Here is a 12390-nt window from a genome sequence, read left to right as displayed (position 1 = left end):
TCTCCTTTACATCCAGCGGTTATGATGACCGCTGGATGTCTATTATGCAAATCGCAGGTTACGCTGTTGTGAATTATGGGGTCGCTACCGCCGGACGGACGTTAAGGTGATGGCGTAGCCACAGCGCGATGGCGCCCAGGACCAGCATCATCACCACTTCCACCGCCAGGAAATCGATCAGCGCCCGGGGATAGTCGCCGCCGCTGCGCTGGGCAAGGGTTAAGAATAGCGACCCGAGAATTGCCGGGCCCAGGCCCAGCGTCGCCTGCTGCAGAGTGCTGAGAATCGCGCTCCCGGCCCCGGCGTCGCAGGCGCTGATATCGCGCATCCCGATACGGTAAAAGCTGTTGACGATCAGCGCCTGCCCGTAGCCGATGAGCGCCGTGGAGGGGACCAGCGCCAGGGTGGTGGTGTGGATACCAAGGCGATAAAAGGTCGCGCTCAGCAGCAGCAGGCCGACAATCTGCACCGACAGGCCGGTCAGCAAAATGCGCCCCATGCTGTAGCGGGCAATCAGCTTCGGCGCGTACAGCGCGGAGATGAAGTAGGCCACGCCGAGCGCGATAAAGCTGTTGCCGGACTGCCACGGCGCCATCCCCAGACCGGCCTGCATGGTCAGCGCCATGCAGAACATAAACCCGGACCAGGCGCTGAAAAAGAGCAGGGCGATGGCCATGCCAAAGCGAATGCTGGTGAGCTTCAGCAGGCGAGGCGGCAATAGCGGCTGCTCGCCGCGCTGCTGTTTGCTCAGCGCGCTGGCCCGCATCCAGACCAGCAGCGGCAGCACCGCAGCTAACATCAGCTGCAGCGTCCACGGCCAGTGCAGCTCCGGCCCCAGCGCCATCGGAAACAGCAGGCAGCAGAGGATTAGCGCAAGACTGAAGGTGCCCTGCCAGTCGATGCGCGAATGCGCTTCGCGCCGGGTCTCCGGGACGTATCGCGGGCTGAAGGCCAGCACCAGCAGGCAGATCGGCACGTTAATAAAGAAGGCATTTCGCCAGCCTAAACCGGCGATATCCGCCGAGACCAGCCAGCCGCCGCCCATCTGACCGACGATAAAGGCGATTCCGCCAATGCCGCCGTAGAGGCTGATGGCCCGGGCGTGGGCGGTGCCTTTGAGGGTGATATGCAGCGTAGCGAGAATCTGCGGCACGATCAGGGCCGCGCCGGCGCCCTGGACCGCGCGCGCCGCCAGCAGCGTGCTGATGGAGTTCGCCATCCCGCACAGCAGGGAGGCGACGCCAAAAATCGCCACGCCCCACATAAACAGACGGCGGCGGCCATAGTTATCGCCAAGCTTGCTGCCCATCGCCAGGCAAACGGCAAAGGCGACGCCGTACAGCGCGACGATCAGTTCCAGCTGGGTGGCGCTGGCGTTCAGCGACTGGGTGATGGAGTCCAGCGCGACGTTGGCGATCGAGGTGTCGATCAGCGGCAGCATCTGGCCGGTCAACAGAAGGAATAAACCGGCGCGGCCGGGTGAAACAGCAGACGAATTCATCGGATCTCTCCATTGCGTCATTCAGCGGATGGCCGTAGCATCACCGATAAATTAAACGGGTACCAGTTCCTGCTTATACTGGTATTGGCACTACCATGCTGGAGGTTTTATGACGACCATGCCGCAACGTGAATCGACGATCGCCGCGCCCGATGATGCCCGTAAACAGCTGGGGGCGTTTCTGCGCGCCCGGCGTGAGAGCCTCGATCCGCAGCGCCTGGGGTTGCCGCGCGTTGGCCGACGACGCACGCCGGGCCTGCGGCGGGAAGAGGTGGCGATGCTGGCGGAGGTCGGCGTCACCTGGTACACCTGGCTGGAGCAGGGGCGGGAAGTGAATCCGTCCGAGGCCGTGCTGGTGTCGGTGGCGAACGCGCTGCAGTGCAGCCCGCTGGAGACCCGGCACCTGTTTGTCCTGGCCGGACTGACGCCGCCGGAAGCCGCGCAGGTCACGGTATGCGAAGGCATCAGCCCCGGCACCCGGCGGATGCTCGATAGCCTGATGCCGCAGCCCGCCAGTATTCAGAAGCCGAGCTTCGATATTGTGGCGTGGAACGACAGCTTCTGCCGCCTGATGGGCATCGATTTCGCCACCATTCCGGAAGAGGATCGCAACTGCATTTATCTGTATCTGACCAATGAAACCTGGCGCAGCCGTATTGAAAATCGCGACGTGCTGGCGACGTTTGTCTCCTATTTCCGCGCGGCGATGGCGGAGCACCGCGGCGATCCGCTGTGGGAGAATAAGCTGGCGCGCTTTTTCGCCGCGTCGGCGGAGTTCGAGGCGCTCTGGCATCAGCGCTATGAGGTACGCGGGGTGGAAAATCAGGTGAAACACTTTAACCATCCGCAGCTCGGACGCTTCAGCCTGCAGCAGATGTACTGGTACTCGGCCCCGCGCAACGGCTCGCGCCTGCTGGTCTATTTGCCGATGGATGAAACGGGCGAGCGGGCGCTGGCGTGGTTGGATAAATAAAACCATATATTGCTGGAGAGTCAGAGCGGGACTCTCCAGCCACGTTTTGCCAGAGGGGTAAATCCTCCGCGGGTAAGGTTCGCCGGGAGCGGATTTGAACGCCGGGTAACGGCGGCCTATCAGGGCGAGGCCCATGGATGGGCCGAGTAATCCGAAGACAACGCACAGGCAACCTGAAGTATGGCGGGGATAGATATTTCTCTGTTTATTGCCAATAACCCGGCTGTTTGCTTATTCTGGCGATAGCGTGGCCAGGGTGAAGACGATAATTAAATAATCATTTACGCCAGGAATCTATTAATTGTGGCGGCGGGAGGTTGAGTCATCCTGGGAAAACTATCCAAAGATTAAATAAGTGTTTTTGTTATTATCATTATCCATGATGATAGTTCCGGCGGGTTATGTGACACAGTACAAATAATTACAATTATTGAGCTTGTTGAGAATATATTTCACATGCGTTGAATGCATGGTTTCCTCTATTGTGATAGGTTGCTTGTTAAATAATAAATTCATATAAATCTATATATTTTCAGAACATCTAAATATAACGGGGAGTTGAATGAAACGAATTGACCGGGTTTACCATTGGCTGCTGGAACACGCAGACAAAATGAGCTGGCATGATATGTGTTTGCAGAGAGGGTTCAATACCCACGATATTGCTGATGGGCTGCGTATTTTGCGAAACAATGTCAGTTTCGAACTGGGTAATTTGTTACGTATGCAGCAGATCGTTAAAGTGAAAGGAAGACCGATAGCCTACATTCCTAAAGTCAGCGTTGAACGTGCGTTGGGTATCTCTCTGTCAGAGGTGGAGTTTGACAGTTTTGATGCGCTGAATGCGCTGGTTTCTCCTGGCGGGGAAGTCGCGGCGCAGGCGCCAGCCGATTCGCGGGTTTCTGAGCACCGGAGCGCCGATCCTTTTAGTTTGCTGATTGGCTTCGATGGCAGCTTAAAAACGCAGGTCGAACAGGCAAAAGCCGCTATCCTGTATCCACCGTCCAGCCTGCATACATTAATTACCGGGCCGACAGGCGTTGGGAAAAGCCTGTTTGCTTCAGTTATGTTCAACTATGCGTGTTTTGTTGGCCGTTTTGATGCGAAAAAACCCTTCATTGTGTTTAACTGCGCAGACTATGCAATGAACCCGCAGCTGCTGATGGCGCATATTTTTGGTCATATCAAAGGGGCGTTTACCGGCGCTGGCGAGGACAAAGAGGGATTGGTTGATAAAGCTAACGGCGGAATGTTATTTCTGGATGAGATACACCGATTACCGCCGGAAGGGCAGGAGATGGTCTTCTACTTTATGGATACCGGTACCTACAGCCGGCTGGGGGAAACGGAAAGAAGACGTACAGCGAGCGTTTTATTGGTGGGAGCCACTACCGAGAATTTAGAATCTGCAATGCTCAAGACCTTCATTCGCCGTATTCCAATCATCATTCATCTGCCAACATTCGAACGGCGCAGCACCCAGGAGAAAATATCGCTATTGAAATTCTTATTGAATAGAGAAGCACAGCGTATTCAGAAACCGATCAGAATTGATGTAGAAGCAATGAAGGCGCTGATAGGTAACACTTCTTTTGGCAACATTGGGCAAATGAAATCCAATGTGCAGCTGGTATGTGCGAATGGCTTTTTACACTGTTTGCATCAAGATATTATTGATATCCGCTTCCGCGATCTGCCCAGCGAAATTAAAAATGGCCTGTTTCATCTCGGCGCACGGCGCGATGAAATGCAGCAGATCAATGATTACCTTGAGGATTTTTTAGTTATTCAGCCGGGAGGCGAGCCGTCGCCGCTGCAGGAAGACGATCAATATGAACCCACTTTCAACCTGTATAATATTATTGAAGATAAAGTCACTTTTATGCAGGATCATGGCCTGTCCCATGAGGAAATTACGCGCTTTATTTTACTGGACATCAGCATTCATCTGAATACTTTTTATATGAAGTTTCAGAACAATGCCGGGATGCAGGAAAATATATTAAAAGTAGTCAATGAGGATATCCTGCATTTCTCACAGCAGATGAAAAAAATCGTGGAACGGGAATTGAATCATCATCTGACGGAGCGCTTTTTATTGGCATTTAGTTTACATCTAACATCTTTTTTAGCGCGAACGGAAAATCGCCATACCGCTCTGCTTCCCCGTATTGAGCATCTACTGATGAACCAGGGGCAGGAGTATCAGGCCGCTAAAATAGTCAAGCAGCACATTGAAGACAAATTTGGCATTGATGTGCCTGTCGTCGAAGAGATGTATTTAACGTTGCTGATTGGTTCTTTGTTGAAAACCCAGCAGGAAGAGCGTGTTGCGGTACTTGTCGTAATGCACGGGAGCCATACCGCCAGTTCGATGGCTAGCGTTGCCCAAAAGTTACTGGGTGAGGGCAATATTGACAGCATTGATATGCCTTTGGACATCAGTCCCAAACTGGTGCTCGATCAAATGCGCCAGCGTATTAAAGAGCTGAATTGCAACAAAGGCGTGCTGCTGCTGGTGGATATGGGATCGTTGAACGGTTTTGGCGACATTATCATGCAGGAAACGGGAATACAGATACGCACATTAACCATGGCTTCGACGCCCACGGTCATTGAGGCAGTAAGAAAATCGGCGGTCATGGGAATGGAGCTGGATGATATCTACTTTTCGCTGTGCGATTTCAAGGGATATGGCAGTTATCGTAAAACGACGCAGCAGCTGGATACATCCATGCTTTATCAGAAAGTGAAGGCGATCCTCTGCGTGTGCTCAACCGGGCAGGGAACGGCGGAGAAGCTGAAAACCTTTGTCGACGGTATGCTGTGTAATATGGAACGTTGCGATATTAACGTTATCGCGATGCCGCTGAATGAAGTCGAAATACAAAGAGACCTTTTACTCAAACGTTACGAGTTCATTATGTCTCTGGGGATAGCAGATCCCAGAATCAATGCCCCTTTCTTACCTCTGGAAACGTTGTTTTCCAGCAACGGTGAGGCGCAGTTTACGCTTCTCGTTCAACGGAGCCATTTACAGTCGGTTATTCGGCCGCATGCGATGGTGCGCAAAATTAGCGAGGAGAGTATGACCGAGTTTCTGACTTACCTTAACCCGAAAAAAGTGGTCGATCCGGTGCTGGAGTATATCAGTGAGCTGGAGAAGCTGGAGGGATTCCCCTTCGATAATGGCATGAAGGTCAGCATCAGCGTGCATATCGGGAGCGCGCTGGAGCGAATGGTACAACACTGTGGCCTGAAGTATGATGGTAGCCTTAGCGAAGACAACCAGAAAAAACTGGATACCTACCAGACGATTGCTCGTTGCTTCCAGAAAAAGCTGGCGATTACCCTGGATCGCGACGAGCTTAGCTACATCCTGGAGATGGTCGCGGAACTCTCCGAGCGTTCGGCTGCACAACAGGAAGATTTATCGTAGTCGTTTAATGGCCTCTTTCAGAATGCGCAGGTTCTCCGGCGCCGGGCGGTTTGTTCTGTCCGGTGAAGCGTGACGTTTTTCGCCTACTGGCCGTTAAATGCTGTGGGTAGATCGTCGATGAAAGGCTTCAGTAGACGATTAAAGCTACTACACTTGGTTGATTCTGGCGTGCTGTCGCGCTGCAGATGTTGATAAATTTGCTCACTCCGCTGCGATACGGCTTTATCTTCAGCGATATCCCAACCCCGCTGCCTGGCTACCTTATCAATAGCGTTGGTCATGACCGCGTCGCTGGGTAAATCACTGCGGTGACATTGATATTTCAGATATTTTGCGCTGGCGCTCACGGAGGCCAGTTGTTCTATTTGCTCGTCAGGAGGAATAGGCTTTTGTTGTAATGAAGAACGGGATTGTTGACAACCTGTGCTGACTAGCAGAAATGCAATCAGCATAAAATGGCAAAAACGAGATGACCGCATGGCAATAATCTTACTCTTATCTAAAAAACAGCATTCTAGCAAGTTACCCCCGGTTGTCACGAATTAGCGCGGCCGGCTTACTTTATTGCGATCTTGTTCTCATATTTGCTTTTATAATTTCTGATTTATCCCCCAGTGAATCCATCACGCCTTCGGCTAACACTTCTTAATATTCACGCTATAATAATAGTGTGATACACATGGATTTGTATCCTTAATTCCCTGTTCTAGTGTATTGATATTTTAATACACAAAAATATAGCCCCTTTCACAAACCCCGAGTTCATCGACTTCTCAGCCCTGTTAACGTCATTAATACACTAACCTGGCACATTCTTTGCTGGTACAGACTCGTATATTATTTTCGCTCAATAAGATTATGGTTTCATTTACTAAAAGCAGACGTGATGGTTTAAACAGGAATTTGAATCAATGAATACAGCAATCATAGTTGCTACTCATGGCGCAGCCGCAGGACCTTTGATTAATACCACTCAGATGATCGTCGGGCAGCAGGAAAATATCGCCACGATTGATTTTCTACCTGGGGAAAACGTTGATACGTTGGTCACTAAGTTTGAAAACGTTCTCCAGACGCTGGATCAACGAGATGGCGTTATCTTTCTGGTTGATATTTACGCCGGTAGCCCTTTCAATGCGGCCAGCTTGCTATCGATGAAAAAAGATAACTGGGATGTAATAACCGGGGTCAATGTTCCGATGCTGATCAACGTGTTTTTAGAGCGAGAGAGCGTGGGGGAATACCTGCAATTAGTCGATATCTCAAAACAAACGGCAAGAGATGGCATTAAGTCTCTCAAATACAGTTTAAATAACAATAATACAGAAGAGGATCATCTTTGAAATGAATGTTTTATTATCACGTATCGACGATCGTTTTATTCATGGCCAGGTGGTTACCCGTTGGGTAAAAGCGTATCCAGCCGATCGTTTAATTGTCGTCTCTGATGCCGTGGCGGCGGATGAATTGCGCAAGTCTCTGCTCATCTCCGTTGCTCCTTCAGGCATGATTGCTAGCGTGGTGTCCGTGGAAAAAATGATTAACGCCTGGCATAGCCCTCGCTACGCAGGGGTCAGCGCATTTCTGCTATTTGAAAAACCGGGGGATGTTCTGCGATTAATCGAGGGCGGCGTCGCGATTAAAAGCGTGAATGTTGGCGGAATGCGCTTTGAGAACGATCGCGAGCAAATCACCAAATCCGTCAGCGTAACCTCAGACGATGTTGCGGCATTTCATGCTCTGCATGCGTTGGGCGTAGGTCTGGAATTACGCCAACTGCCGTCCGATGCCGCCGTCGACTTTATCTCCAAATTAAAATAATCGAGGGAATCATGACCACTATACAAATTATATTGCTGCTGGTGATTGCAGCCATTACCGGGATGGGTAGCGTGCTGGATGAAGGGCAAACGCATCGTCCACTTGTTGCCTGTACGCTGGTTGGCTGGGTACTTGGCGATATGACTACCGGTATCATTCTTGGCGGTACGCTGGAAATGATGGCCCTCGGGTGGATGAACGTTGGGCTGGCGATGGCGCCGGATACCGCCATCGCCTCGGTGATATCGACCATTCTGGTGATTAATACAAATCAGGGGATTGGCGAAGGCATCGCGATTGCCGTCGCGTTAGCCGCTGCGGGTCAGGCGCTGACGATTTTTGTCAGAACGATGACGGTGTTCTTGATCCACCGGGCGGATACCTATGCTGAAAAGGGCAATATGCGCGGTATCGAAATCATGCATATCACTGCGCTTGGTTTCCAGGCGCTGCGCGTGATGATTCCTACCTTTGTGGTGGTCATGATGAGCGTTGATTCGGTGCAGGCCATGTTGAACGGTATTCCGCCAGTGGTGACGCATGGTCTGCAAATTGGCGGCGGTATTATTGTTGTTGTGGGTTATGCCATGGTCATCAATATGATGAGCGTCAAATATCTTATGCCGTTCTTTTTTGCCGGTTTCTTGATTGCGGCTTTTACCAGTTTCAACCTTGTTGGTTTAGGGGGAATGGGATTAGTCGGTGCGTTGCTGTATATACAGCTGAGTCCAAAATACCAGCCTAAAACCCTGACCGCCGTGGCGGATGGTGGGCCGGCTTCTTTAAATAATAACGACGATTTGGATGCATAATGAAGAACACTATGATGACGAGACACGCCGCCAATCTGGGTGAAAAAAAATTAACCCGCGGTGATATTATTAACATGTTTATCCGTTCAAATTTCTTGCTCGGTTCATTTAACTTTGAACGTGTACAGGCGATGGGCTACTGCTTCATCATGATCCCCGCCATTAAACGCCTGTATGGGCCGGGCGCGGAACGTAATGAAGCCTTGAAGCGTCACCTTGAATGGTTTAACACGCAGCCTTTCTGTACTGCGCCGATTCTGGGGGTGACAGGGGCGATGGAGGAAGAGAAGGCCAACGGCGCGGATATTGATGGTAGCAGCATCAGCGGCGTAAAAGTGGGCCTGATGGGGCCGTTTGCTGGCGTCGGAGATCCGATCTTTTGGGGGACAATTCGTCCGGTTCTCGCGGCGCTGGGGGCTTCCCTGGCCCTGGGCGGAAATGTGCTTGGCCCGTTGTTCTTCTTTTTCGCTTTTAACGCTATTCGTCTGGCGGTGAAATATTTCGGTTTGAAATACGGTTATGAAAAAGGGCGTGAGATATTAACCGATCTCGGCGGTAATCGAATCCAGAAACTGACCGAGTCAGCGTCAATCCTGGGCCTGTTTATTATGGGAGCGCTGGTTTGTCGATGGACAACGATCAATGTGCCGATTGTCGTCTCCCGCATTACCGGCGCGGATGGGCAGGTCGTCGTGACAACGGTTCAGGGGATATTGGATCAGCTATTGCCGGGTATGTTACCGCTGCTGTTGACCCTGTTCGTGGCAAAGCTACTCCGTAAGAAGGTGAACCCGCTGCTGATGATTATCGTCATATTTATCATCGGCATTTTTGGCTACTGGGCCGGGTTCCTGGCATAAATAATAATGAGGAGATAGTACAAATTATTAAAATATTACATGTTATGGATAACACATTATATCTCCTCATTAAACTTGTTCTTTACATATCCAGCATCGGAACAGAACGGAAGAATATATAAGGACAGTATATGAAATATCATTTTTTTCAGAAAAATAGACTCAGCCTTATTACTCTGGCAAGTTTAGCGTTACTGGCGGGGTGTGATAATTCGGATGATTATAGCGAGAATCATCCCTCACATCAGCAGTCATCGTATCTTGAGAAATATCGCCCTCAGCTACAGTTTACTGCGGCTAAAAACTGGCAAAACGACCCTAACGGCATGGTTTATTTTGACGGCGAATATCATCTTTTTTATCAATATAATCCGAATGGCAATAGCTGGGGAGATCTCTCGTGGGGACATGCCGTCAGTCGGGATCTGGTCCATTGGGAGGAGCTTCCCGTTGCGCTGCCGGTGGAAAAAGATGCCGATGGTAACGTCACGCAGATGTATTTTTCCGGCAGCGCGGTAGTTGATTTCAATAATAGTAGCGGTTTTGGTAAAGCGGATCGGCCGGCAATGGTGGCTATGTACACCAGCTATTATCCAACCGACATGACGCTGGATAATGGAAAGACTATCGCGGCAGGAACCCAGGCGCAGTCTATTGCTTATAGCCTGGATAAAGGGCGAACCTGGACGCAGTATGAAGATAATCCGGTCATCCCTTTACCGCCAGCGGGCTATGAGAGTCAGTTTAAGGAATTTCGCGATCCTAAAATATTCTGGTATGCGCCGGAAAACAAATGGATCATGGTGGCGGTCATTGCGACTCAGCATAAAGCGGTATTTTATTCATCGACCGATTTGCGTGATTGGAACTTTATGAGCGAATTTGGTCCGGCGAATGCCGTTGGTGGCGTCTGGGAATGTCCTGATTTATTTGAACTGCCTGTTGACGGTGACAGTAATAATAAAAAATGGGTAATGGTTATAAATATTAATCCCGGCGGGCCTGCTGGCGGATCGGGTAATCAGTATTTTATTGGTCACTTTGATGGTGAACGTTTCACGCCTGATGATGATAGCGTGTTCAACGGCGAGGCGCCCGTCGGTTCACTCATTGCCGATTTCGAGGAAAGCGAGAGCGAATCCGGCTGGACGGCGACAAAAGATCTGCAGGGGGCTTATCTGTCTAAAGGCGACCGCGCCGGGCAGTCTGGCGTTAGCCAGTATCTGGGAGAGCAGCTCGTCAATACCTTCGTTAATGGTGATGCCAGCGTCGGCAGCGTAACGTCCCCGGCGTTTAAAATTACCGATCGCTACATCAATCTGCTGGTCGGCGGCGGCAATCATCCGCGTAACCCGGATGCGGTCGAAGACAGCGTTCCGCCTTCCGGCGATCTGCTGTTTGCCGGTGCCGATTTTGAGGGGGAAGATGGCGCAACTTATGATGATATTGGTTGGACCTCAAGCGGCGATTTTGTTGGCCAGGTCGTTGCCAGCGGCACGATAGCGACGCAGCAGCAGGTCTCCGGTTTTATGGGCAGGAAACTGGTCAACAGCTATTTTGGTGAATTAGTGGGTAAAGGGGGAGATGCAGTGACGGGGACCCTGACTTCAGCGAACTTCACCATCAATAAACCCTATATCAACTTCCTCGTTGGCGGCGGTAATCATCCTTATGGCGCGGAAGGCGCGGCGGCCGTCGTGCTGTTGGTCGATGATAAAGTCGTCAGGTCAGCGACCGGTAGCGACAGTGAGTCGCTGAACTGGACGCACTGGGATGTACAAGAGTATCAGGGTAAGCCCGCCCGGATAATGATCGTTGATGAAAATACCGGTGGATATGGCCATATTCTGGCTGACCAGTTTATGGCCGGGGATGAGCCGGCGCAGCCAGTATCAACGGAGACCACGGTTAACCTGCTGGTGGATGGCAAGGTCGTTTATAGCGTAACCGGGGATAATTCGGAAACGCTGGGCTGGCGTTCCTGGAACGTGGCCGCACTGAAGGGAGAGATGGCGCAAATCCGCATTGTGGACAATAGCACCGCCGGTTTTGGTCATGTGCTGGTCGATCACATCATACAGTCCGATCGGCCCAGGCAGATTGCGAACTGGGGGGACTTCGGGTCGGATTTTTACGCGGCAGTGACCTGGAATGGCGCACCTGATGGTAAACGCTATTGGCTTGGCTGGATGAGCAACTGGAACTACGCGGGCAGCATTCCTACCACCCCGTGGCGGGGCGGGCAGACTCTGGTTAGAGAGTTAAGTTTGCAGACGATTGATAATAAGATTCGCCTGGTACAAACGCCGGTGGATGCGCTGAAATCGCTGCGTAATAACGCCTTGTTTACCCTGTCCGAGGAGAAGGTGGTTGCCCCTGGCGACACGCTATTAGCGGATAGCCAGGTTCAGGGCCAGGTGTATGAAATCGAGGCGGAGCTGCAGCCAGGCAGCGCGAGCGAAGCGGGCTTTAAGGTTCGCACGGGGAGCCACGGCGAGGAGACGCTGGTCGGCTATGATGCCGCGGCCGGCGAAGTGTTTATCGATCGTACAAAATCGGGAACGAATGCGTTTAATTCTGGATTTGCGGCCCGCCATAGCGCTCCGCTGCCGTTGTCGGATAACGCCTCGGTAGCGCTGCGTATTATTGTCGATACTTCATCTGTTACCGTCTTCTCAGGGAAAGGCGAAGTCGTGCTGACGGATCAGATTTTCCCGGAGCCGACCAGTCAAGGCATTGAGATATACAGTAAAGGTGGAGATATAAACGTAAAATCGTTGACTATCTGGCCTCTGAAATCAATCTGGGCAGATAAATAAAATATTAAGCGAGTATCGCGTAATACTTTACCGTTGGTTCGTTTTTTTAATCACGCAAGCGCGGTCTGGATAATCGTAAAATATTCAACCGTGCTTGTGTGAAACCAATTGGTTTATTGTCTGCGTATGCCGCGGTTCATATTGCGGAAGTTATATTAATAAATA

9 protein-coding genes are annotated in these 12390 nt (G+C 51.3%); 7 read left to right on the top strand and 2 right to left on the bottom strand.

Translation table 11 applies throughout. The features are described 5' to 3' along the window. Window positions 1-73: 73 nt before the first annotated feature. Window positions 74-1501, bottom strand: a complete 1428-nt coding sequence (locus tag FQK12_RS08220; protein WP_014228284.1) for an MFS transporter — start codon at window positions 1499-1501, stop codon at window positions 74-76. Window positions 1502-1610: 109 nt separating this feature from the next. Between FQK12_RS08220 and FQK12_RS08215 the strand changes: the two genes are divergently transcribed. Further along, on the top strand, window positions 1611-2474 hold the full coding sequence (locus tag FQK12_RS08215; RefSeq protein ID WP_014228285.1) for a helix-turn-helix transcriptional regulator: 864 nt from the start codon (window positions 1611-1613) through the stop codon (window positions 2472-2474). 562 nt (window positions 2475-3036) lie between these two features. After that, entirely contained in the window at window positions 3037-5913 is a 2877-nt protein-coding gene (locus FQK12_RS08210) for a sigma-54-dependent transcriptional regulator (protein ID WP_014228286.1), read from the top strand. A gap of 83 nt (window positions 5914-5996) precedes the next feature. On the opposite strand, the gene gspS is transcribed toward FQK12_RS08210, so the two are convergent. Further along, window positions 5997-6392, bottom strand: a complete 396-nt coding sequence (gene gspS, locus FQK12_RS08205; RefSeq protein WP_042934299.1) for a type II secretion system pilot lipoprotein GspS — start codon at window positions 6390-6392, stop codon at window positions 5997-5999. A 432-nt stretch (window positions 6393-6824) separates the two neighbouring features. On the opposite strand from gspS, the gene FQK12_RS27980 reads away from it, so the two are divergent. The 5 genes from FQK12_RS27980 to FQK12_RS08180 all read left to right on the top strand — a co-directional run bounded on the left by FQK12_RS27980 (window position 6825) and on the right by FQK12_RS08180 (window position 12225). Further along, complete coding sequence (locus FQK12_RS27980; protein ID WP_014228288.1) at window positions 6825-7256, top strand: mannose/fructose/sorbose PTS transporter subunit IIA; 432 nt, start codon at window positions 6825-6827, stop codon at window positions 7254-7256. Window position 7257: 1 nt separating this feature from the next. Beyond that, on the top strand, window positions 7258-7734 hold the full coding sequence (locus tag FQK12_RS27975; RefSeq protein WP_014228289.1) for a PTS system mannose/fructose/N-acetylgalactosamine-transporter subunit IIB: 477 nt from the start codon (window positions 7258-7260) through the stop codon (window positions 7732-7734). Between the two features lie 11 nt (window positions 7735-7745). Continuing rightward, complete coding sequence (locus FQK12_RS08190; RefSeq protein WP_014228290.1) at window positions 7746-8546, top strand: PTS mannose/fructose/sorbose transporter subunit IIC; 801 nt, start codon at window positions 7746-7748, stop codon at window positions 8544-8546. Window positions 8547-8557: 11 nt separating this feature from the next. Beyond that, window positions 8558-9406 carry a mannose/fructose/sorbose PTS transporter subunit IID gene (locus FQK12_RS08185; protein WP_014228291.1) on the top strand — a complete coding sequence of 283 codons (849 nt, stop codon included), beginning with the start codon at window positions 8558-8560 and terminating at the stop codon, window positions 9404-9406. Window positions 9407-9537: 131 nt separating this feature from the next. Continuing rightward, window positions 9538-12225 (top strand): glycoside hydrolase family 32 protein, encoded by a 2688-nt coding sequence (locus FQK12_RS08180; RefSeq protein ID WP_014228292.1) that lies wholly within the window; start codon window positions 9538-9540, stop codon window positions 12223-12225. The last annotated feature ends 165 nt before the right edge of the window (window positions 12226-12390 follow it).

The sequence above is a fragment of the Klebsiella sp. ME-303 genome, assembly GCF_007910085.1.
Classification (GTDB): Bacteria; Pseudomonadota; Gammaproteobacteria; order Enterobacterales; family Enterobacteriaceae; genus Klebsiella; species Klebsiella michiganensis.
The sequence above is the reverse complement of the archived record's forward strand: the minus strand, read 5'-3'. Positions and strand labels throughout refer to the sequence as shown.